General features: G+C 70.0%; 18 protein-coding genes. 8 read left to right on the forward strand and 10 right to left on the reverse strand.

Going from position 1 to position 21335, the window contains the following annotated elements; genetic code table 11:
* Positions 1 to 308: 308 nt before the first annotated feature.
* Complete coding sequence (locus tag ACFRMN_RS05375; RefSeq protein WP_383013534.1) at positions 309 to 1439, reverse strand: aminoglycoside phosphotransferase family protein; 1131 nt, start codon at positions 1437 to 1439, stop codon at positions 309 to 311.
* Positions 1440 to 1670: 231 nt separating this feature from the next.
* Here ACFRMN_RS05375 and ACFRMN_RS05380 point away from each other — a divergent pair, with 231 nt between their 5' ends.
* Positions 1671 to 3173 carry a hypothetical protein gene (locus ACFRMN_RS05380; protein ID WP_383013537.1) on the forward strand — a complete coding sequence of 501 codons (1503 nt, stop codon included), beginning with the start codon at positions 1671 to 1673 and terminating at the stop codon, positions 3171 to 3173.
* A gap of 62 nt (positions 3174 to 3235) precedes the next feature.
* Here the strand turns inward: ACFRMN_RS05380 and ACFRMN_RS05385 are convergent, their stop codons facing one another.
* The 4 genes from ACFRMN_RS05385 to ACFRMN_RS05400 form a co-directional block, all read right to left on the reverse strand.
* Positions 3236 to 4639, reverse strand: coding sequence for a PP2C family protein-serine/threonine phosphatase (locus ACFRMN_RS05385; RefSeq protein WP_383013540.1), 1404 nt, complete (start codon positions 4637 to 4639; stop codon positions 3236 to 3238).
* A gap of 195 nt (positions 4640 to 4834) precedes the next feature.
* Positions 4835 to 5428: a TetR/AcrR family transcriptional regulator gene (locus ACFRMN_RS05390; protein WP_383013543.1), complete on the reverse strand. Its 594-nt coding sequence runs from the start codon at positions 5426 to 5428 to the stop codon at positions 4835 to 4837.
* Positions 5425 to 5787: a DUF1304 domain-containing protein gene (locus ACFRMN_RS05395; protein ID WP_383013546.1), complete on the reverse strand. Its 363-nt coding sequence runs from the start codon at positions 5785 to 5787 to the stop codon at positions 5425 to 5427. The genes ACFRMN_RS05390 and ACFRMN_RS05395 overlap by 4 nt, the downstream gene beginning before the upstream one ends.
* Before the next feature lie 305 nt (positions 5788 to 6092).
* The gene (locus ACFRMN_RS05400; protein ID WP_383013549.1) at positions 6093 to 6920 is read right to left on the reverse strand and encodes an endonuclease I family protein; all 828 of its coding nucleotides are present in this window, start codon (positions 6918 to 6920) and stop codon (positions 6093 to 6095) included.
* Between the two features lie 376 nt (positions 6921 to 7296).
* Here ACFRMN_RS05400 and ACFRMN_RS05405 point away from each other — a divergent pair, with 376 nt between their 5' ends.
* The 4 genes from ACFRMN_RS05405 to ACFRMN_RS05420 all read left to right on the forward strand — a co-directional run bounded on the left by ACFRMN_RS05405 (position 7297) and on the right by ACFRMN_RS05420 (position 13278).
* Complete coding sequence (locus ACFRMN_RS05405) at positions 7297 to 8574, forward strand: family 16 glycosylhydrolase (RefSeq protein WP_383013552.1); 1278 nt, start codon at positions 7297 to 7299, stop codon at positions 8572 to 8574.
* Positions 8571 to 9965, forward strand: coding sequence for a ricin-type beta-trefoil lectin domain protein (locus ACFRMN_RS05410; protein ID WP_383013555.1), 1395 nt, complete (start codon positions 8571 to 8573; stop codon positions 9963 to 9965). Before ACFRMN_RS05405 ends, ACFRMN_RS05410 begins: the two co-directional genes overlap by 4 nt.
* Before the next feature lie 17 nt (positions 9966 to 9982).
* Positions 9983 to 12214, forward strand: coding sequence for an RICIN domain-containing protein (locus ACFRMN_RS05415; protein WP_383013557.1), 2232 nt, complete (start codon positions 9983 to 9985; stop codon positions 12212 to 12214).
* A gap of 167 nt (positions 12215 to 12381) precedes the next feature.
* Entirely contained in the window at positions 12382 to 13278 is an 897-nt protein-coding gene (locus ACFRMN_RS05420) for an alpha/beta fold hydrolase (RefSeq protein WP_383013560.1), read from the forward strand.
* A 52-nt stretch (positions 13279 to 13330) separates the two neighbouring features.
* On the opposite strand, the gene ACFRMN_RS05425 is transcribed toward ACFRMN_RS05420, so the two are convergent.
* Together ACFRMN_RS05425 and ACFRMN_RS05430 are read right to left on the reverse strand one after the other, a co-directional pair.
* The gene (locus ACFRMN_RS05425; RefSeq protein WP_383013563.1) at positions 13331 to 13813 is read right to left on the reverse strand and encodes a hypothetical protein; all 483 of its coding nucleotides are present in this window, start codon (positions 13811 to 13813) and stop codon (positions 13331 to 13333) included.
* 284 nt (positions 13814 to 14097) lie between these two features.
* Positions 14098 to 15804 carry a PHP domain-containing protein gene (locus ACFRMN_RS05430; RefSeq protein WP_383013565.1) on the reverse strand — a complete coding sequence of 569 codons (1707 nt, stop codon included), beginning with the start codon at positions 15802 to 15804 and terminating at the stop codon, positions 14098 to 14100.
* A gap of 503 nt (positions 15805 to 16307) precedes the next feature.
* Here ACFRMN_RS05430 and ACFRMN_RS05435 point away from each other — a divergent pair.
* Positions 16308 to 17081 carry a polysaccharide deacetylase family protein gene (locus ACFRMN_RS05435; RefSeq protein ID WP_383013568.1) on the forward strand — a complete coding sequence of 258 codons (774 nt, stop codon included), beginning with the start codon at positions 16308 to 16310 and terminating at the stop codon, positions 17079 to 17081.
* A gap of 103 nt (positions 17082 to 17184) precedes the next feature.
* Positions 17185 to 17616, forward strand: coding sequence for a MerR family transcriptional regulator (locus ACFRMN_RS05440; protein WP_383013776.1), 432 nt, complete (start codon positions 17185 to 17187; stop codon positions 17614 to 17616).
* A gap of 46 nt (positions 17617 to 17662) precedes the next feature.
* On the opposite strand, the gene ACFRMN_RS05445 is transcribed toward ACFRMN_RS05440, so the two are convergent.
* Complete coding sequence (locus ACFRMN_RS05445; protein WP_383013571.1) at positions 17663 to 18610, reverse strand: hypothetical protein; 948 nt, start codon at positions 18608 to 18610, stop codon at positions 17663 to 17665.
* 223 nt (positions 18611 to 18833) lie between these two features.
* Here ACFRMN_RS05445 and ACFRMN_RS05450 point away from each other — a divergent pair, with 223 nt between their 5' ends.
* Complete coding sequence (locus ACFRMN_RS05450; RefSeq protein ID WP_383013574.1) at positions 18834 to 19151, forward strand: UBP-type zinc finger domain-containing protein; 318 nt, start codon at positions 18834 to 18836, stop codon at positions 19149 to 19151.
* 87 nt (positions 19152 to 19238) lie between these two features.
* Here ACFRMN_RS05450 and ACFRMN_RS05455 read toward each other — a convergent pair whose 3' ends face one another.
* The gene (locus ACFRMN_RS05455) at positions 19239 to 19970 is read right to left on the reverse strand and encodes a VOC family protein (RefSeq protein ID WP_383013577.1); all 732 of its coding nucleotides are present in this window, start codon (positions 19968 to 19970) and stop codon (positions 19239 to 19241) included.
* 222 nt (positions 19971 to 20192) lie between these two features.
* Positions 20193 to 21293: an ABC transporter permease gene (locus tag ACFRMN_RS05460; RefSeq protein ID WP_383013579.1), complete on the reverse strand. Its 1101-nt coding sequence runs from the start codon at positions 21291 to 21293 to the stop codon at positions 20193 to 20195.
* Positions 21294 to 21335 lie beyond the last annotated feature (42 nt).

Below are 21335 nucleotides of genomic sequence, written 5' to 3' on the forward strand. Positions count from 1 at the left end.
GGCCGACTGGGACTACAGGGGTATCGGCTTCCGGACGATCCGTCAATCATCGGGCACGGAGCGGATTTCGCACGTCAGCGTGGGTATGACGGAGTTTCGCGGCGATGGTGTCCGGGCCTGCGGCGCGTCAGTGGAATGGACCAATGATCAGACATCCGTCGCCGGGAGCGAACGGGGGCGAACGGGAGCGCCCGGGCGCGGCGGGGAGTGACGCCGGACGCGCCGCGCGCCCCGTGAGTCCCACGGGGCGCGCGGCGCTCTTCGTTCTCGCTCGGTACGGCCGTATCAGCGGGTCCGGTACGGCCGTGTCAGCGGGTCCCGACCGCCGCGCGTACGGCCCGCCGGGCCATCGCGCAGTCGTCGTGCAGCCGCCGCAGCAGCAGCCGCTGCTCCTCGGCCGGCGTCAGACCGTTCTGCTGCGCGGACGGCGACGGGTGGGCGGACGGGCCGGTACCGGGCGCCGGCGTCTCATGCAGCGCGCGCTGCACCGCCGTCTCGTACATGCGGATCTCCCGGGTCAGTACGAGCATCAGATTGACCAGGAACGCGTCCCGCGCCACCGGTCCGCTCGCCTGCGCGAGCTGACTGATCCGGCGCCGCGCCAGCGGGGCGTCCCCGAGCACCGCCCACAGCGTCGCCAGGTCGTAGCCCGGCAGATACCAGCCCGCGTGCTCCCAGTCGACGAGCACCGGACCCGCCGGGGACAGCAGGACGTTGGAGAGCAGGGCGTCACCGTGACAGAATTCCATGCCCTGCCTGGCGCCGGCCAGACCGTGCAGCAGCTTCTGCAGATCGCCCAGGTCCCGGTCGGTGAACAGCCCCAACTCGTGGTAGCGGGCGATCCGCGACGCGTAGTCGAGCGGCTTGTCGAACAGACCGGCGGGGGGCCGCCAGGCGTTCAGCCTGGTGATCGCGCCGAGCGCGGCCCGCAGATCGGCACGCGGCGGCGCCTCCACCGGATGGCGGGTCAGCGCGGCGGCTCGCCCCGGCATCCGCTCGATCACCAGCGCGCAGTTCTCCGGGTCCGCGGCGATCAGCCGGGGGACCCGTACCGGCGGCCGGTGCCGGACGAAGGAGCGATAAGCAGCTATTTCATGCCTGAACCGTTCGGTCCAGACCGGAGAGTGGTCCAGCAGGCACTTGGCGACCGCGTTGGCGCGCCCCGTGGTTCCGACGAGCAGCACGGAGCGCCCGCTGCGCCGCAGCACCTGCACCGGGTTGAACTCCGGGCAGACCCGGTGCACCGCCGTGATCGCCATGCGCAGCTGCGCGCCCTGGGGGCCGGACACGTCGATTCTCCCGCTGAGCGGTTGGGTGACCGTCCCCGCCCTGAGCCGCGGCCGCCCCGCATGCGTGGGGTCCAGATACGGCCCGCTGCCGGGAGTGACCGTACGCTGCGACCGGGGCGGGGCGGACACGGAGGACGATGCTGTGTACATGGGCGATACAGATCCCTTCGTGTGCCGACGAATTACTCGCGCCATCCGCCCGGCAGCCATGGAGCACCCTGGGGAGTACGTCCGGCTGCCGGGCCGGGATGGCGCGTTCCTACCTGACACCGTCGACCCCCTGGCATACGAGCTGGCGAAGCCTGGCGAACCATGGCGAATAGTCGCCACGCGTCTGACAGGCGGTTACTGTCAACTCAGCCGAGAACCTGGGGGCTTGACGTGAGCGGAGAACCCAACACCCGTCTGTCGGATCTGTTCGGCCTGGCCGGCTGGTCCAAGGGCGAACTCGCACGGCTGGTGAACCGGCAGGCGGCGGCCATGGGCCACCCCCAGCTGGCCACCGACACCTCGCGGGTGAGGCGTTGGATCGACATGGGGGAGACCCCGCGCGATCCCGTGCCGAGAGTGCTGGTAGCCCTGTTCACCGAGCGGCTCGGTCGTGTCGTGACCATCGAGGACCTCGGGTTCGTACGGAGCGGGCGCGCGGGGAAACGACGGGACGCCGGGAAGGCGGACAACCCCGATGCCCTCCCCTGGGCGCCCGACCGGACGGCCGCGGTCCTCACCGAATTCACGGGAATGGACCTCATGCTCAACCGTCGCGGCTTGGTGGGCGCGGGTGCCGCGCTCACCGCAGGCTCAGCACTCACCAGCGCTATGTATGACTGGCTGCACTCCGACCCCGCACTCTCGTCCGACGCCCCCCGGATCGACGATCCCCTGAACGCGGAACCCGCCGGGTTCGACCGTTACGAGGCCGCCCCCATCGGGTCGCAGGAGATCGAGGCCCTGGAGCGCTCCGTCGAGGTGTTCCGCGCCTGGGACGCCGCCCGTGGCGGCGGTCTCCAGCGCAAGGCCGTGGTCGGCCAGCTCAATGAGGTGGGCGGCATGCTCGCCTACCGTCACCCCGACCATCTCCAGCGGCGCCTGTGGGGCGTCGCCGCCAATCTCGCCGTACTCGCCGGCTGGATGTCCCACGACATCGGTCTCGAACCCACGGCCCAGAAGTACTTCGTCATCGCCACCCACGCGGCGCGCGAGGGCGGCGACCGGCCCCGCGCGGGCGAGGCCCTGTCCAGGGCCGCTCGTCAGATGGTCCACCTCGGCAGGCCCGACGAGGCACTCGATCTGATGAAGCTCGCGGATTCGGGCTCGGGCGAGGAGGCGCTACCCCGTACCCGCGCCATGCTGCGCACCATCGAGGCATGGGCGCACGCGTCCATGGGCCGCGGTCAGGCCATGCGCCGGACTCTGGGCGAGGCGGAGGAGCTTTTCGTCGCGGACGAGCCGGGCGTCCCGTCGCCCTGCTGGATGCAGATGTTCGACGAGGCCGATCTCCACGGCATGGAGGCCCTGGCCTTCCGTACCCTCGCCGACCATGAGCCCGCGGCGGCGATCACCGCGCAGCGGCACGCCAAGCGGGCGCTGGAGCTGCGCGGCAACGGCCGGCAGCGCTCCAAGATCTTCGACTACATCTCGCTGGCGTCCGCCTGCTTCATCGCGGACGATCCCGAACAGGCCGACCGGTACGCGCGGCTGGCGCTGGTGTCGATGGGGGAGACCTCCTCGCACCGAACCTGGGACCGGCTGCGGGAGATGTACCGGCTCACCGGCCAGTACGCGGGGTACGAGAAGATCGACGATCTGCGCGACGAGCTGAAGCTTGCCATGCCGAAGGGGCCGGTGAAGCGGACGGGGAAGGCCGATGTCCAGGGTGTCTAGTGTCCTGGCGCGGGAGGGCCCGGGAGGGGCACCGGATCCGCGCTTCCCGGAGACCTGGCCCGTCAGCCGGGGATCCTGATGACCATCAGACAGGCGGCGTCCGCGCGTTCGGCCCGGTCGGACTCCTCGACGATCAGCTGAGCACACTCCCGCGCGGAGCGGGTCCCGGCGGTCCTGGGCGCGAGCTCGATGAGGCGTTCCCGTGTCAGCCCGTCGGTGTGCAGCACCAGCAGATCCCCGGGCCGTAGCCGGATTTCGGCCTGCTCGTACGCGGCCCCCGAGGTCGCCCCGAGCAGTACGCCGTCCGGCGGCGTCAGCGCGTGCCCCGTCCCGTCGCGGAACAGCAGCGGGGCGGGGTGGCCCGCCTGCGCCCACGAGAAGGTCCGGGTCTCCGGGGCGTATCGGGAGCAGAGCGCGCTGCCCAGCGCGGGCTGTTCCGCCGTCTCCAGCAGCTGGTTCAGATGGCCGAGCAGGGCCCCGGGCGCGATGCCCGCCACGGCCATTCCACGCAGCGCCCCCAGCAGCATCGCCATCGAGGAGGCACCGGCCACACCACGGACGGTCAGCTCGCCGATGGTCAACAGCGATTCCCCGCACGGAAGTTCAAGGGCGTCGAACCAGTGACCACCGGTCGCGGGGTGCACCGCGTCAGGGAGCCGGCGGGCGGCCAGGTCCAGCGCACCGGGCCCGCCGCGCGGCAGATATGACGAGCCGTGCCACGCGGGGAGCACCGCCTCGTGCAACTCGGCCACCAGCCGGTGTTCGGTCCGCGCGAGATGCTGTTCGCGCCGGAGGGAGTCATGGGAGTCGCGTACGGTCCGCTCGCCGTGGCGCAGCGCGCTGATGTCACGCAGCACCGCCCACATGGAGGCGGTGCAGCCGTCGGTGTCGAGGATGGGCTCGCCCATCATGTGCAGCGTACGGACCCGGCTGTCGGCCCTGATGATACGGAACTCGCCGTCCATGGGCTTTCCGTCGATCAGACAGTCCGTCACCATCGCGGTGAGCAGCACCTGGTCGTCGGGGTGCACCAGGGACGGCAGTTCGTCGAGTGTCAGCGGCCCGCTCTCCGGCTCGCGTCCGAGGATCCGGAACAGCTCGTCCGACCAACTGACCTCGTCGGTCAGGAGGTTCCACTCCCCGCTGCCCACCCGGCCGGGCATCGGCCCGGGGCGGTCCTGACCGGGAGCGGTGTTCCGCGCGGGGCTGTCCAGCGCTCCCTCCGCGTCCGGCCCTCCCGCCTTGAGCTGGTCCAAGTGGGAGCCCAGATGGTCCAGTTGACGTACCGCCAGATCGTAGAGCGCGCGCTGCCAGCGCCGGAGCGTATTGCCGTCGTCGACCTCGGTGTCCCGGCGTACGGCGTCCACGTCACCGCGCAGCCGGCGGGTCCGGGTGATGAGCGCGTCCATCGTCCCGGGCTCGGTGGGCCCCGGAACGGGGCGGTCCGCGAACAGAGGGGACGGCATCTCGTACTCCGATACGGGGCGGCACGGCCTGTCGGTGGGGGGACCGCTACGACTGTCGCACAGCCGCACCGGGCACGTAAGGCGTTTGGCAACACTAGGAGCGATGGTGCCTTTGGCATATGCCGCAGGCTGGGCGTCCCGCATTCACGCACCCCCCGGCGGGCCGGTCTTTCGCTGTATGTCCCGGCCGGTGCCTCAGGTGACCGGCATACGGTGGAGCGCCACCAGCAGCCGCCAGATCCGTGCCGCGATGCCCTCCGGAGTGTCCTCGATCAGCCCGTGCAGCCAGTCCGCCAGCACCCCGGCGAAGGCGGCGGCCACCGCCGAGGCGATCAGCTCGGGGGCGGGCGCCCCGGCCAGGGTCCGCTCCACGCGGCTGCGCTCCCGCAGTTCACGGTGGAGCAGCTCGCCGAGCGGACCGCTCCCGCCCGGGCGCAGCAGCGTCCGGTAGAGCGCGGCATGCGGGGTGAGGCCGGTGAAGAACGAGATCAGCGCGGGCGGTGGGACACGCGGATCGGGGGCGCCGCGCCAGGCGTGCAGGGCGTCCACCGCGTCCCGTACCACCTCGGCGCAGGCGTCGACCGCCAGCGTCCGGAGGTCCGGATAGTGCAGATAGAACGTGGCCCTGCCCATCCCGGCGCGGCGCACCAGAGCGGCGACCCCGATTTCCTCGAACGGGCGCTCCGCGCAGGCGTCGAGCAGAGCCCGCCGCAGCCTGGCCCGCGTCCTGGCCGTACGGGGATCGCCCGCCGCCCCGCTCGTGGACGGCCCGGCCGGTACGCCGGTCATCCCGCCGCCAGTACCGCGGCCAGGGTGACCGCGCCCGGCAGCGCCTGGACGAACAGGATGCGCCTGTTCGCGGTGGCCCCGCCGTACACACCGGCCACGACCACGCAGATCAGGAAGAAGATCTGTACGCGGTACCCCGTCGGGTCCGCGGCGATCAGCCCCCATATCAGCCCGGCGGCGAGGAAGCCGTTGTAGAGCCCCTGGTTGGCGGCGAGGGGCGCGGTCGCGCGGGCCATGTCGGCGTCGAATCCGGAGAGTTCACGGCCCGGCTTCCGCTCCCACAGGAACATCTCCAGCACCATCACATAGACGTGGAACGCGGCCACCAGGCCGACCAGGATGTTCGCGGCGGTCTGCATGATCGGGATCTCCTGAGGATCGGGCACTGCTGGACAGGTGTCCATGAAGGATAGACATCTGTCCAGGAAGTACTTCGGGCGGGGTGGTCCGGGCGGCCTCGGGGACGGGCCGTACGAGACTTCGCGGACAGGCCCTGGCGCCGGGGCGGGTGCCGGGACAAGCCGAAGCCCCCGGGCGAAGCGTGTCCCGGGGGCTCGGCCAGCATTCCCCGCTGGGGGCGCTTGGAGTTAACGCGGCACAGTCTGGCACCGCGGGCGATCAGGCGTGGGCAGGCCGCGCCGTGATCACCGGACGGCCCGCACGATCACCAGATGGCCTCCACCCATTCCGGGTGGTCGATGAACGGGTTGCGGTTGTGCTGGTACTGGTCGTAGATGACCTGGTTGCGGCGCTGCTCGAAGGCGTCCGGCGGGTCCTCGTCGTTCCACTGCTTGAGTACGGAGAGCTTCCCCATCGCGGGGCTCGATCCGTTGTTGACCCTCTCGTTGGGTTCGAGGTCGGGCCAGGAGTCGTCGCCCTCGTACCGTACGGCCATGTACAGGATCATCCGGGCGACATCGCCCTTCACCGCGTCGCGTGGCTCGAAGGAGTCGGAGTCCGTGTAGTTGCCGGGCGCGCCGGAGACCGCGCTGCCGCCGTTGTCGAAGTCCTTGTTCCCGCGTATGGAGTTGACGCCGACGTCCTCCGGGCGCAGATGGTGGACATCGGTGCCGGGACCGGTCGCCTCACCGAAGTCGCCGTGGGACTTGGCCCAGACGTGCTCGCGGTTCCACTGACCCGTATTGCCGCCGTTGCTCGACTTGGAGATGGACTTGCCGGTGTACAGCTCGATCACGTTCGACGAGTTCTTGGGATCCTGGTCCGTGTCCTTGAGCGCCGTCCAGACCTGGGCATAGGTGATCTTCGTCTGGTTCTTGATGATCGAGTGCAGCGACGACTTGAGCGCGGTACCGGTCTTGCCGATGGCGCCCTGGTAGTACGTGTCGTCGAGCGCGGCGACACCGGCGGTGGTGGCTGGCGCGGTCTCCTGGGAGGCGACGGCGGGTGCGGCGGCCGCGGTGGTGGCGAGCACCGCGGTGGCGGCGCAGAGAGCCAACAGCGTGCGTCGGGTGGGACGTTGACGACGGGACATGGGGAGCTGTCCTCTCCGGCGGGACCACCACGACGCACGGCCACAGGGTGGGGGGCGTGCGGCGCATGGTCGTGAAGTAACGGTTCAGCGGGAGCCTTCCACAGGGTGTGTGTCCTCACGTGAACGCCCGGTGTCGGTCATGTGCAAGTCAAATTCCCTTCGTGTTCGGTGTCGTGTCGCCCGGTTGTGGGGGGTCTGCGTTCATATGGATGTGAGTGGGACATGAATCTGGTCAACTTTGGTCCATACCAGCTTCTTGACGACCCCTCGCACCCTCCCTTAAATCAAGTATTGAAATAAGCGTCCGAGGCTGCTTTCCCCGAAGCTTCCCGGCGCTGCGATGTCATGCTCATGACCCCCCACTCGAAGTGATGTGATGACTGTGCGAATCCCGATGGGACGCCGAATGGCGCTCTACGCGCTCGCTCTTCTCTGCTGTTCCAGCCTGGCGGCGGCGGTACCCGCCGCCGCGGCCCCCGCGCCCGAGCAGCCGACCGCCGCGGTCGGGGCGGCGGCGGTCACGTTCTCCGACGACTTCAACGGCGCCGCCGGCTCGGCCGTCGACGGCGGGAAGTGGCAGATCGAGACCGGCGACAACGTCAACAACCACGAGCGGCAGTACTACACGGCAGGCAACAACAACGCCGCCCTCGACGGCCAGGGCAATCTGGTCATCACCGCGCGCAAGGACAATCCCGGCAACTACCAGTGCTGGTACGGCCGGTGCGAGTACACCTCGGCCCGGCTCAACACATCCGGCAAGTTCACCTCGACCTACGGACGGGTCGAGGCCCGGATGAAGGTCCCGCGCGGCCAGGGCATGTGGCCCGCGTTCTGGATGCTCGGCAACGACATCGGCAACGTCGGCTGGCCCAACAGCGGTGAGATCGACATCATGGAGAACGTCGGCTTCGAGCCCGGCACGGTCCACGGCACCCTGCACGGCCCCGGCTACTCCGGCTCGGGCGGCATCGGCGCCGGCTACACCCTGCCGAACGGCCAGGCGTTCGCCGACGCCTTCCACACCTTCGCCATCGACTGGTCGCCCAACGCCATCACCTGGAGCGTCGACGGCAACGTCTACCAGACGCGCACCCCGGCCGATCTCGGCGGCCGTACCTGGGTGTTCAACAAGCCCTTCTTCATCATCCTGAACCTCGCGGTCGGCGGCTACTGGCCCGGTGACCCCAACAGCAGCACCCCCTTCCCGTCCCAGCTCGTCGTCGACTACGTGCGCGTCAGCACGAACGACGGCGGCTCCGGCGGCACCGGGGGCACGATCACCGGACTCGGCGGCAAGTGTATGGACGTGGCCTCGGCCAGCTCCGCCAACGGCACGCCCGTACAGCTCTACGACTGCAACGGCTCGGCCGCCCAGCAGTGGACCGTCGCCTCCGACGGCTCGCTCCGCGCGCTCGGCAAGTGCCTGGACGTGAAGGACAACAGCACGGCGGACGGTGCGCAGCTCCAGCTGTGGGACTGCTCCGGCGGCGCCAATCAGCGCTGGGCCGTCCCGGACGCCCGCGACATCGTGAACATCCAGGCCAACAAATGCGTCGACGCGACCGGCAACAGCTCGGCCAACGGCACCCGGCTGCAGATCTGGACCTGCACGGGCGCCGCGAACCAGAAGTGGACGGTGAACCGCGCATGACGACGGTACGCACCCTCCGCAAGCCCCTCAGATCCCTCGCCTTGCTGGCCGCGCTGCCCCTCGCGCTCGGCGCGTCGCTCATCACCGCGCCCACCCCCGCCACCGCGGCGGTCGCCGCCGTCGGCACGATCACGGGCCTGGGCGGCAAGTGCGTGGACGTGGCGGCAGGCAGCTCCGCCAACGGCGCGGCCGTACAGCTCTACGACTGCAACGGCTCGGCCGCCCAGCAGTGGGACGTCGCCTCCGACGGCTCGATCCGGGCCCTCGGCAAGTGCCTCGACGTCAAGGACAACAGCACCACGAACGGCGCACAGCTCCAGCTGTGGGACTGCACCGGAAGCGCCAACCAGAAGTGGACCGTCTCGGCGGCCCGCGACATCGTGAACACCCAGGCCGACAAGTGCCTGGACGCGACGGGCAACAGCTCGGCCAACGGCACCCGGCTGCAGATCTGGACCTGCACCGGAGCGGCCAACCAGAAGTGGACCGCGCCCTCGGGCGGCGGCGGCCCCGCCCCCAGCGGACCCATGGCCGTCGCACCGTACATCTACAACGGCTGGGGCAGCCCGCCGAATCCGACCACCGTCATGAACGCGACCGGCGTGAAGTGGTTCACCCTGGCGTTCGTGCTCAGCAACGGTTACTGCAACCCTCAGTGGGACGGCGGTCGGCCGCTGACGGGTGGAGTGGACCAGCAGACCATCAACACCGTGCGTGGCGCGGGCGGCGATGTCATCCCGTCCTTCGGCGGCTGGAGCGGCAACAAGCTGGAGAGCTCCTGCTCCAGCGCCGGTGAGCTGGCGGCGGCCTACCAGAAGGTCATCAACGCGTACGGCCTCAAGGCGATCGACATCGACATCGAGGCAGCGGCGTACGACAGTCCCACCGTCCAGCAGCGCACCGTGGACGCCCTCAAGACCATCAAGGCCAACAACCCCGGCATCAAGGTCTATGTCACCTTCGGCACCGGCCAGAACGGTCCTGACAGCAGCCTGATCAACCGCGCGGCCGCCGCCGGACTCACCGTCGACAGCTGGACGATCATGCCGTTCAACTTCGGTGGCGCCGGCCAGAACATGGGCACGCTCACCACCCGCGCCGCCGAGGGCCTCAAGAACGCGGTCAAGAACGCGTACGGGTACAGCGACGACCAGACGTACCGCAGCATCGGCATCTCGTCGATGAACGGCATCACCGACAACAACGAGACGGTGACCGTCGCGGACTTCCGCACCATCCTCGCCTACGCGCAGCAGCACCATCTGGCCCGGCTGACCTTCTGGTCGGTCAACCGCGACCGGCCCTGCACCGGCGGCGGAGCCGACACCTGCTCCGGCGTGAGCCAGCAGGCGTGGGACTTCACCCGCGTCTTCGCCCAGTACGCCGGCTGACCGGGCGAGGAGCCTCCATGAACCGACACCCCTACGGCGGCGGGCAGCCCCGCCGCGGGATCTTCCCGCTCACCCTGCTGCTGACCGTGGTGGCCCTGTGCGCCTCCCTGGTCGGTCTGCCCCAGCAGGAGGCCGCCGCGGGTACCACCGCGGCGGCGGCCCTGCCCACCGGCTGGACCACGATCAGCAACAAGGGCAACGGCAAGTGCGTGGACGCCCGCGCCGCGGCGACCGGCAACGGCACCGCCGTGCAGCAGTACGCCTGCAACGGCAGCCTCGCGCAGAACTGGTCGCTGACGGCGACCAGCGCCGGCTACGTCAGGGCGGGCAACCGCAACGCCGACAGCCAGGTCTGGGACGTCACCGACGTCTCGGCCGCCGACGCCGCCACCATCCAGCTCTGGACGTACAGCGGCGGCAACAACCAGCAGTGGCAGCCGGTGGAGGAGGCCGACGGCGCCTACCACTTCGTCAACCGCAACAGTGGCAAGTGCCTGGACGTACCGGGCGCGTCGACCGCCGACAGCGTCCAGCTCCAGCAGTACACCTGCAACGGATCCGCCGCCCAGTCCTTCCGGGTCCAGGCCGCCGATCCGCCGGCACCCCCCGGCACCCCGGATCTCGGTCCGAACGTCGTCGTCTTCGATCCGTCGATGTCGGCCTCCTCGATCCAGAACCGGGTGAACGCGACCTTCCAGCAGCAGGAGACCAACCAGTTCGGGGCGCAGCGCGCGGCCTTCCTGTTCAAGCCGGGCACCTACGACGCCGATGTGAACGTCGGTTTCTACACCCAGGTGGCCGGCCTCGGACTCTCGCCGGACGACGTCAACATCCGTGGCGCCGTGCATGTCGAGGCCGACTGGTTCCCGCCGCAGAACGCCACGCAGAACTTCTGGCGCAGCGCCGAGAACCTTTCCGTCACCCCCGCCACCGGCACCGACCGCTGGGCCGTCTCACAGGCCGCCCCCTACCGCCGGATGCATGTCCGCGGCAACTTGGCGCTGGATGACGGCGGTTGGGCCAGCGGCGGATTCATGGCCGACTCGAAGGTGGACGGCCAGGTCAGGTCCGGTTCGCAGCAGCAGTGGCTGTCCCGTAACACCGAATGGGGCAGCTGGACGGGGTCCAACTGGAACATGGTGTTCGTCGGCGCCCAGAACGCGCCCGCGAACAGCTTCCCCAACCCGCCCTACACCACGGTCGACCAGACCCCGCAGGTGCGGGAGAAGCCCTTCCTGTACGTCGACTCGGCCGGTGCCTACAAGGTGTTCGTGCCCGCGCTGCGCGCCAACTCGAAGGGAACGACCTGGTCGGGCGGTGCTCCGGCGGGTACGTCGCTCCCGCTCGACCAGTTCTACATCGCCAAGCCGGGCGCGACGGCCGCGGACATGAACGCCGCGCTGGCGGCGGGCAAGGACCTGCTCGTCACTCCCGGCGTCTACCACCTCAACCAGACGCTGAGGATCACCCGTCCCGACACCGTCGTCCTCGGGCTCGGCCTCGCCACCCTCATCCCGGACAACGGCATCACCGCGGTGTCGGTCGCCGATGTGGACGGCGTCAAGGTGGCGGGTCTGCTCATCGACGCGGGCACGGTCAACTCCCAGCGGCTGATGGAGGTGGGCGCCGACGGCTCGAACGCGAGCCACGCCGCCAACCCCACCTCGCTGCACGATGTGTTCTTCCGCATCGGCGGCGCCGGCGTCGGCAAGGCGACCACCAGCCTGGTCGTCAACAGCCGCAATGTGATCGGCGACCATATGTGGATCTGGCGCGCGGATCACGGCAGCGGGGTCGGCTGGAACACCAACACGGCGGACACCGGTCTGGTCGTGAACGGCGCCGACGTCACGATGTACGGCCTGTTCGTCGAGCATTACCAGAAGCATCAGACGATCTGGAACGGCAACGGCGGCAAGACGTACTTCTACCAGAACGAGATGCCGTACGACCCGCCCAACCAGGCGGCCTGGATGAACGGCGCGACACAGGGATACGCCGCCTACAAGGTGGCCGACTCGGTGACCAGCCATCAGGCGTACGGGCTCGGCAGCTACTGCTTCTTCAACGTCAACAACAGCGTGACCGCGGAGCACGCGTTCGAAGTGCCCAACAACGCCAATGTGCGTTTCCGCAACATGGTGACGGTGTCGCTGGGCGGTACGGGCACCATCCGGCATGTCATCAACGACAGGGGAGGCCCGTCGAACTCGGCCACCAATGTGGCCAATCTCGTCAGCTACCCCTGAGGAAGCGGACCGGGTCCTGACCTACGGACGGACCGACGAGGAGGAACACCCCGGGCACCGGTGCGACAAGGCTGCCCGGGGTGTTCCTGTCCCTGTCACAGCCGTGCGAGCAGCTTGGCCGTCAAGCGGTCCTGGACCAGCGAGCGGAAGGCTGCTGTGATCAGCCCATGAACGATCTCCTGCCCGCCACGTTCTCCCGCCGGACCGTCGACGCCGACGGCGTCCGGATCCACACGCGCGTCGCGGGCGAGGGGCCGCCCGTCCTGCTGCTGCACGGCTATCCGCAGACGCATCTGATCTGGCGCCACGTGGCGCCGCTGCTCGCCGCCACCCACACGGTGGTCCTCACCGATCTGCGTGGCTACGGCGACAGCGACAAGCCCCCCTCGGATCCCCAGCACGCCGCCTACGCGAAACGGGTGATGGCGCGCGACCAGCTGCTGGTCATGCGTGAACTGGGCTTCGACCGCTTCGCCGTCGCCGGCCACGACCGCGGCGGCCGGGTCGCCCACCGGCTCGCGCTGGATCACCCGGAGGCGGTATCGGCGCTCGCGGTCCTCGACATCGTGCCGACGCGCCACGCCTTCCGCCATGTCGACGCCGACTTCGGGCGCGGCTACTACCACTGGTTCTTCCTGGCGGCGGGGAACGGCATCCCGGAGCATCTCATCGGCGCGGACCCGGACTTCTGGATCCGCACCCGCATGGGCGGGCGGCCCAGCGGGGACACCCCGTTCACCCCCGCCGTGCTGGACGAGTACGTGCGCTGCTTCTCCGACCCGGCCGCGATCCACGCCTCCTGCGAGGACTACCGGGCCGCCGCCGGGATCGACCTCGTGCACGACGAGGAGGACGCCGCCGCCGGGCGCCGGATCGCCTGCCCGGTGCTGGCGCTCTGGGGCGAGCACAGCTTCGTCGGGCGGCAGTACGACGTACCGGCCGTCTGGCGTGAGTACGCCGACGAGGTACAGGGGCAGGCGTTGCCGTGCGACCACTACGTGCCTGAGGAGGCACCCGACCGTACCGCCGGACTTCTCGCCGCCTTCCTGCGCGGTGGACGGTGACGCCGGGGACAGTGACGCGGCGGACAGTGAGTGGGCGCGGCCGGGAAGCGGCTCAGGAGGCCGGTTCGACCTCCAGGAAGCGGCGTCGCCGCGGTCCCCGGTAGAGCAGGGCCTCCCACCCCAGGCGGGTCAGTACGGCGGCGCACTCGGTCAGCGCCCGCTCCTCGTCCTGGGCGGCCCCGCCGCCGTGCGGGCCGAGCCAGTCCACCCGTACGGCAGCGGGCGGCTCGGCCGCCGATACGCGATACCCCGTCGCGACCCGCTGCCCCGAGCCGTCGACGGCGGACGCCGGCAGACCGGCGGCCTCCAGAGCGAGCGCGACGGCACGTACCGGCCGACGCCGCTCCCACTGCGCGGGAACCGCCGCCGGATCACCGGCCCGGGTGTTCGTCAGCCGTCTGATCTGGAGCAGTCCTTCGAACGCGACCCGGACCTCGGCCGCCCGTGCCTGGGGCGTCGTACCGCGCACCGGGCCGTCGCCCGTGGCCGCCTCGAAGCCGTCGGGCCGTTCCGTCTCCTCTTCTCCGCTCGCCATCCCCGCCGCCGTCCCCTTCCGCCATGTGCCTGGACCGGCCATGTGCCTGGACCGGTCATGTTGCCTGGACCGACAGAAGACCCCGACCGGACGGGGGATGCCGGTCGGGGTCGTTCAATGGAGAGCGTGGATGGCGGTCGCCTCGCGGCGATAGGCTCCATGGGGCTTCAGCCGAACGATCTTCCCCACAGGCGATTCTTATATGGGGCCCGGGGACTCAGTTCCATCCACACCCTCACTGGGTCCAACGGCGGGCCCCCGCCGATTGTTCCCGGGGCGGGTGATCAGGACGGAAGCACCCAGATCGGGTTCGAGTAGAACCACAGGTCCTTCCACGGGTCGGCGTCGCCCAGCACGTCCATCGCGGGGCCCACGGGGTCGACGGACGCGCCGTTCACTCCCGCGGCGGTGCGGTTGCCGTCCGTGCCGCGCAGGCGGACGTAGAGCGGTCCGGAGACCCGGCCGAGCTTGTACGTCAGCCGGACGGTGCCCTTCGACTTGTTGACCTCGAAGGACTTCGCGACCTTGGCGGTCGGCGCGGTGAAGGTGTCCTTGTCGTGGACGTTGCCGGTGACGTCACCCTGGATGACATCGACCCGGGCCAGCGTCGGCACGAACTGCGCCCAGTTGGCGCCGTTGGCCAGCGCGATGTCGATGGACAGCTCGACATCCGTACCACGCCTGACGTGCAGCGCGCCGCCGAGCGTGGCCCAGCGGCCGCCGCCCTTGAGCCGGGCGTCCAGACCGCTGATCAGACCGCCGTGGTCGACCCAGATCCGGCCGGCCCGCATACCGTCCATGACCGCCGCGTACGAGAACCGGTCCGCGCCGACGTGCGTACGGCTGTAGTGGCCCGGCCAGTAGTCGCCCTTCCCGAGGTCGAGACCGTTGCCGTAGACGGGGTCGGAGTGCTTGCCGTTGGCGTTGAAGTCATCGTTGGGCCCGATGACGGAGGGCTCGGCGTACACGCTGTGCGAGTCCGAGTTGGCGGTGATCCACCACGGCTTGCCCTCGGCCAGCAGGCTGTCCCAGAGACCGCCGACCGTCGAGGTCATCCAGTCGAAGCCGCCCCAGGTGCGGTAGCTCTCCGCCGGGTAGGCGGCGAAGGAGTTGGCGTTGGGCGCGTTCTCGTAGTAACCGCGGCCACCGGCGCTGCCGTTCGGCTTCGGCAGACCGGCCGCCTGGTGCCCGGGGGCGCCCTCCATGCCGATGGCGATGGGGTGGGCGGACGAGGTGGCGTCACGCCAGCCGCGGATCTCGTGAGGCGAGTCGATGCCGTTGCGGGCCGGGTGGTTGGCGAGCATCACGGCGTCGTCGACCTTGCGCCGGCGCACCTGGTCGGCGAGGAACTGGAGCCCGGAGATGGCCAGCGCCTCATTGGTGGCGTTCGAGGAGCTGGGGTGCAGGCTGCCGTCGTAGTCGGTCTCGAACTTCTTCAGCACCTCCACCTCATTGCGGCCCGGGTGGACGAAGACCGTGGCGTGCTCGGCGCCCGGGATGTTCCACTCCAGGCCCTGGAAGACGAGCTGGTCCTTGTAGGTCTCGCGGGCTTCCTTGATGTCCGGGTTGACCTTCTCCACACCGATCTTGGCGTGCGCCGCGCTGCCGTGGTCGGTGATGACCATCCAGTCGAGGCCGTGCGCGGTGCCCTGGCGCACCTGGTCGACGACGCGGTACTTGCCGTCGCTGCTGTACTGCGTGTGGATGTGGTGGTCGCCCGCCAGCCAGAGGAAGCCGTTGCTCTTGCCCCGGTCGGACGAGCCGCCGGAACCGCCCGAAGTCGCGGCCGCGGTGGCGGCCCCGCCCAGTACGCCCGCCCCGGCCAGGCCCGCGCCGAGCAGACCGGCACGGCGCAGCATCGAGCGGCGCGACAGCTGACTGGGCGACAGCTCACTGTCGGGGACATCGGCGTCGAGCGCCGGAGGCAGGGGACCGGAGTCGGCCTGATCGTGGTGCGTGTGGTCGTGCGGGTGGTGATGGCCGTGGCCCATTGCTGCTCCTCGCCGATGCCTGTGATGCCCAGCAGGCCAGATGTTCGATTGCCGGGATGAAGGCAGGGTGACGAGAGCCCGTACACATCATGTTGAATTCTGAACGGAATGCCGGACCGGGGCGCGTTGGTGCAGGTCATACGGGTGTGAGTGCCTTCACGAAATATCCGGGCGCGAGAAAGCGCCCCGCTATGCACTGTGTGTATACGTGCTATGTATAGTGCGGGTATGTCATTCGGCCATGCCCTGTCCGGGCAACTGACCCCTGCTCCGCCCTGCCCGCTGCCCGCGCCGGCGTTCCACCCCGTACGTCGCGTGACCGGCATGTCGTACATGGCGTAGCCGGCTCGTCGGGCCCTCCGGGCTCGCGGCCGAATCGACTTCACCCGGCGCGCCGTTGCGTGCGCCGGCTCCCACCCGGGCCCGGTGCGGGCTCAGTGCTGCGCGACTGAGGCTCGCTCTCTCACTCATGGGCCACTCAGTCATCGGAAGAGGGATTTGTCATGCAAAAAAATACTTCGACAGTCGGCCCGAGGGCAGCGGGCGTCCTGGCGGCGGTCGCCTCGCTCGGCCTGATGCTGAGCGGCTGCTCCGCGTACGACGCCAACTCGCCCGCCGACGCCAGAGATGACGCCAGGAGCGGGGCGAAGGTTGAGCCCGGCGCGGTCGACTGCGGAAAGGAGCGCTGTATAGCTCTCACCTTCGACGCGGGACCTTCCGAGCACACCCCCGGACTGCTCGACATCCTCAAGAAGGAGAAGGTCCCCGCGACCTTCTTCCTGCTCGGCAAGAACCACGTCGTCAAACACCCCGACCTCGTGCGCCGTATCGCGGCCGAGGGGCATGAGGTGGCCAACCACACCTGGTCGCACAAGATCCTCTCGGACCAGGACCCCGGCTCCGTGCGCGACGAGCTCGCGCGTACGCAGGACGCCATAGCGGAGATCACCGGCCACAAGCCCACGCTGATGCGTCCGCCGCAGGGCCGTACCAACGATGAGGTCGCGAAGGTGAGCCGCGAGCTCGGTCTCGCGCAGATCATGTGGAGCGCCACCGCCAAGGACTACTCGACGACGGACTCCGGGCTCATCAAGAAGCGCATCCTCGACCAGGCGGACCGCGACGGCATCATCCTGCTGCACGACATCTACGACGGGACCGTGCCCGCCGTCCCCGGGATCATCGAGGAACTGAAGAAGCGCGGCTATACGTTCGTCACGGTCCCCCAATTGATGGCGCCGGGACGCGCCGAGCCGGGGAAGGTCTACAAGCCCTGACCTCGCGAAGCGCGCGGCGCGGGCCGCTGCAGAACAGGACAAGTGGGGCAAACCTGTCATGATCGGGTACGTGGACGCCGAATACGTGGACTCCAGACACAGCATGCGCATCCGTGAAGTGGCCGCGCGTACCGAACTGTCCCTGCGCACCATCCGGCACTACGAGGAGACCGGGCTCGTCACCCCCTCCGCACGCTCACAGGGCGGTCTCCACCTCTATACCGACTCCGATGTGGCCCGGCTGATGGTCATCCGCAGGATGGAACCGCTGGGCTTCTCGCTGGACGAGGTGCGCGCCCTGCTCGCCGTCATCGGCCGGCTCGACGCCCAGGAGCCGCCCGCCCCGGACGAGCGGGACGAGCGGGACGAACTCCTGGCGCGTGTGGAGGCATTCGAGCGGGCCACCGCGGAACGGATCGCGGAGCTCCGTGCCCGGCTGGCGCGGGCGGAGGAGTTCGCCGCCACACTGCGGGCGTGGACGGCGCCCACCGCGCACGCGGCATCGGCCTCGCCCGCCGGGCCGCGCGACGGCTGAGTGCTGTCGAGGGGCTGTCGAGGGCCTGCTGAGGGGCCCGAACGGTTCAGGACGGGAATTCGTTTTCGGGGACCTCGCTGGTGGTGGCGTTGCCACCGATCGACTTGGCCAGCGAGAAGGTCAGCACGGTGTACTGCGTACCCCCGCTGACCTCCACGGTTTTGAAGTCCGCCGTGTCGTCGAACTTCTCGAAGGCGCAGTCCCGCGTGAAGGACTTCTTCGCGGAGCTCCAGTCCGAGCCCGAGGTGAAGTACACGGTGTACGAGCCGTCGCCGACGCGGCGCACCGTCGTGCTGGTGCCCTTGCGTATGTACACCGTGAAGGCCGTCTTCTTGCCACGGGTCAGGGAGACCACCGCGTCGGAGTCGGTGCCGTTCTTGACGGTCAGCCGGCCCAGCCCGCCCGAACGCGCGTCCTTCACGAAGGCGCCGTTGCCGAGCCGGCGGTGCTTCGGCTTCTCGGTGCGGGGCAGCTTCAGCCGTACGGGGTAGCCGAGGCCGGTGAGCGTGGTGCTCGCTTCACTGACGCGCCGGGGGCCGTCGGCCGAGCCCAGTTCGACGCGCGGTGAGAGGGCACAGCGCCCTTCGCCGGCCCCCGCGTCCGCCAGGTTCCGGCTCAGATCACGCAGCGAAGCGGCGAGAGCGGCGTTGCCGGTCGTGGCGTCATCGGGGGTGCCGGCCGTCTCCAGCCCGCCGGCGGCGGTGGCGGCCGCGGTGGAGGCCGTACCGAGCGCCTGATTCAGGGCGCGGCCCTCGCTCGCGCGGTCGACCGCGCGCAGGGCCTTGTCGAGCGGGCCGAGCGTGGTGTCCAGCGTGCCGCGGTACGCGGCGGGCTCGACGGTCGGCGTGGGGCTCGGTGTGGGAGTGCTGTCCGCCGCCGTGGACCCCGGACCGCCGCTGTCACCCGCCGAGCACGCGGTCAGTGGTACGGCCAGTGCCAGGACCACCCCCGCGGCCGTCGCCCGTCCCGAGATACGCGCGCGTACGTCACTCACCCTGCTGCCCCGTTTCCCCCGCTCGCCCCCCGGGCGAGCACCGAATGCCCAGGCTTCTCCCGTGCCGGACGGCTGTCAAGACGCCGCGGACCCGGCCTCGGTTCCCTTCCTGCTGGCGGTGGCGAGGGACCGGCCGTACGGTGAAAAAAAGACGACTGACTCCAAGTGATCTGTGCGAGTGACCTGTGTGAGTGACCTGTGCGGTCGGACGGGCGGCGGCGTGATGACGAACAGCGGAGAGCGCGTCGGCGGCTTCATCTGCAGTCATCTCGCGGATGTGGAGCCGGTGACTCCGGACAGCTCCGACAGCTGTACCGAGTGTGTCGCCATGGGCGACACCTGGGTGCATCTGCGGGAGTGCCAGAGCTGCGGCCACATCGGCTGCTGCGACTCCTCCAAGAACAAGCACGCGACCGCGCACCACCACGCGTCCGGACACCCGCTCATCCGTTCGTATGAGCCGGGTGAAAGCTGGTGGTGGTGTTACGAGGACGAGGTCGTCTTCGAGGTCGAGGGCGTTCCGCCGATACGGCCCGCCTGACCGGACGCCCGCCGACGCCCCCGATGCTCCCGGTGCCCCCGGCTCCCGCGTCGATCCCGCCGCGCCGGGTACGCCTCAGTACGGGCGTCAGCCCGACGTCACGGTGAACAGCGCGCCGTCCGGATCGCGCAGCATCGCCTCGGCCGGGGCCCGCGACGCGTCCGGCGGCGAGAGCAGCGCGCCGCCGCCCTTGAGGGCCGCCTCCACCGAACCGGAGACCTCGGGCACCCGGAAGTACACATGCCAGCGCGGCCGGATCCGCGGGTCGGGCGTGGCCTGTACGGCGCCGCCGCGGATCTTGGCGACCACATGCTCGTCCTGCCGCAGGACCGCGTGATCGTGTTCGCGGACGAGGGTGAAACCGCCCTCGGTCTCCGGCGCCCAGCCCAGGACCTGGCTGTAGAACCTGGCCGCGTCGTCGGCGTCGCGGGTACGCAGCTCCAGCCAGGCCGGGGCGCTGCCGCGCCCCACGGTCCAGTCGGAGCGCACCGCGCCCTCCCAGATGCCGAACGCCGCGCCGTCGGGGTCCGTGGCCAGCGCGGCCCGGCCCGTGTGGAAGGCCAGCGGACCCACCGCGACGGTCGCGCCGCGCTCCCTGATCCGGGCCGCGGCCTCGTCGACATCGGCCACCGCGAAGTACGGCGTCCAGGAGACGGCGACCTGGAGCGAGGCCGCCAGAGCGCCGATGCCCGCGACCGGCAGTCCGTCGGAAAGGGCGACACAGAAGTCGTCCCCCAGCCCCGCCGCCCGGTAGGTCCAGCCCAGCACATCGCCGTAGAAGGCCTGCGCGGCGGGCAGTTCACGGGAGAGCAGTGTCACCCAGCAAGGAGCTCCGGCCACCGTCTGTGAATCAATCTTGTCCCGCTCCACACCGCTCACTCCACCCTCGCCCCGACCCTTGTCACGCTCTGCTGTCACTACCTGCTGCCCCCATTCGGTGCCCCTACTCTGCCAGGCCCGGCACCACTTCCCCGCCGCGGAGCGGTTTCGGGGTCCGCCGGCGCCCGGCCCCCCCGGCGCGGCTCAGCGCTGGACGGCCTGTCAGCCGCCTTCCCGGCCCGCGCCCGGCTCCGCGCCGGCGTGCGCCGGTGTGTGCTCCCGGCCGCCGGGGTGCCGGTGGCGCCAGATCCAGAACACGGCGATGGACACGAACGCCCAGCCCGCCAGCACGGCGAAGGGGAACGCGTGCTGGGCCTCGCCGAAATACACCGCTGTGTGGTTGGCGTTGATCGAGGCGCCCGGTGGCAGCCACCGTCCGATGTGCCCCAGCACGGAGGGCAGCAGCGGCCAGGAGACGGCTCCACCGGAGGAGGGGTTGCCCAGCAGCACCAACAGCCCCCAGGTCGGCAGCATCGCCCATCGGCCCGTGATGGTGTTGAACATGGTGAAGACCATCCCGGACGTGAACATCGTGAACGCCAGGATCAGCCAGGACTCCACGAACGGAAGATCGAGCGCGCCGAGCCACCAGTCGACCACCGAGGCGATCGCGAAGCCGCCGAGCAATGAGTACGCGAGGGTGAAGGCGATCCGTTCCCCGGGATTGAGCGCCGGGGCCTGGACGTTCAGCTGAATCGCCCCGACGAGCCCCACGATCACGGCGGCGAGCGAGACGTAGAAGAGCGCCAGTCCGCGCGGATCCCCCTTCTGGAGCGGCTTGACGTCGCTGACCCGTACAGGGACGCCGACGGCCTTGGCCACGGGCAGGGCGGTCTCCGTGAGCAACTGCGCCACGGAGGCCCCGGCCGCGCCGGCCACCGCGAAATCGACGCGGTCCGTACGGAACGTCAGAATCGCGAAGACTTCCTGCTCCTCCACCGCGCGCCGCGCCGCCGCGTCGCTCGGATAGCGATGGAGTTCGAGCGATCCGTTGAGGGCCTTCTCCATGCCGTTCACGAAGGCGGTCGCGTCCGCCGTGTGGATGGGCCCCACCGCGGCGGCGGGGATCCGGTGGGGCGTCGGGTTCGCCATGTTGTACGTGTAGGAACCCGCGAAGACCCCGGCGGACGCGGCGAGGATGAAGGTCAGGACGATCGCCGGGAGGAAGGGTGAGGCGGTGAAGGCGGACCAGCGCTCGCCCAGGGTCCGATGCCTGCCGTGCGCACCGCCGGAGCGTGGGTGACCTTCATGATCCGCGTCCATGAAGGCACCGTAGACCACGCATATCGGAAGAGCTTCGCATAA

The organism is Streptomyces sp. NPDC056835 (assembly GCF_042789485.1).
Classification (GTDB): Bacteria; Actinomycetota; Actinomycetes; order Streptomycetales; family Streptomycetaceae; genus Streptomyces.

What these genes read in the sequence shown, in the direction of transcription:
- ACFRMN_RS05385 (WP_383013540.1), bottom strand. Translation starts at nt 4,639, where the DNA reads ATGCCGTCCCCTCTGTTCGCGGACCGCCCCGTTCCGGGGCCCACCGAG.
- ACFRMN_RS05460 (WP_383013579.1), bottom strand. Translation starts at nt 21,293, where the DNA reads ATGGACGCGGATCATGAAGGTCACCCACGCTCCGGCGGTGCGCACGGC.
- ACFRMN_RS05425 (WP_383013563.1), bottom strand. Translation starts at nt 13,813, where the DNA reads ATGGCGAGCGGAGAAGAGGAGACGGAACGGCCCGACGGCTTCGAGGCG.
- ACFRMN_RS05420 (WP_383013560.1), top strand. Translation starts at nt 12,382, where the DNA reads ATGAACGATCTCCTGCCCGCCACGTTCTCCCGCCGGACCGTCGACGCC.
- ACFRMN_RS05375 (WP_383013534.1), bottom strand. Translation starts at nt 1,439, where the DNA reads ATGTACACAGCATCGTCCTCCGTGTCCGCCCCGCCCCGGTCGCAGCGT.
- ACFRMN_RS05410 (WP_383013555.1), top strand. Translation starts at nt 8,571, where the DNA reads ATGACGACGGTACGCACCCTCCGCAAGCCCCTCAGATCCCTCGCCTTG.
- ACFRMN_RS05405 (WP_383013552.1), top strand. Translation starts at nt 7,297, where the DNA reads ATGACTGTGCGAATCCCGATGGGACGCCGAATGGCGCTCTACGCGCTC.
- ACFRMN_RS05435 (WP_383013568.1), top strand. Translation starts at nt 16,308, where the DNA reads ATGCAAAAAAATACTTCGACAGTCGGCCCGAGGGCAGCGGGCGTCCTG.
- ACFRMN_RS05430 (WP_383013565.1), bottom strand. Translation starts at nt 15,804, where the DNA reads ATGGGCCACGGCCATCACCACCCGCACGACCACACGCACCACGATCAG.
- ACFRMN_RS05450 (WP_383013574.1), top strand. Translation starts at nt 18,834, where the DNA reads ATGACGAACAGCGGAGAGCGCGTCGGCGGCTTCATCTGCAGTCATCTC.
- ACFRMN_RS05395 (WP_383013546.1), bottom strand. Translation starts at nt 5,787, where the DNA reads ATGCAGACCGCCGCGAACATCCTGGTCGGCCTGGTGGCCGCGTTCCAC.
- ACFRMN_RS05415 (WP_383013557.1), top strand. Translation starts at nt 9,983, where the DNA reads ATGAACCGACACCCCTACGGCGGCGGGCAGCCCCGCCGCGGGATCTTC.
- ACFRMN_RS05400 (WP_383013549.1), bottom strand. Translation starts at nt 6,920, where the DNA reads ATGTCCCGTCGTCAACGTCCCACCCGACGCACGCTGTTGGCTCTCTGC.
- ACFRMN_RS05440 (WP_383013776.1), top strand. Translation starts at nt 17,185, where the DNA reads ATGCGCATCCGTGAAGTGGCCGCGCGTACCGAACTGTCCCTGCGCACC.
- ACFRMN_RS05390 (WP_383013543.1), bottom strand. Translation starts at nt 5,428, where the DNA reads ATGACCGGCGTACCGGCCGGGCCGTCCACGAGCGGGGCGGCGGGCGAT.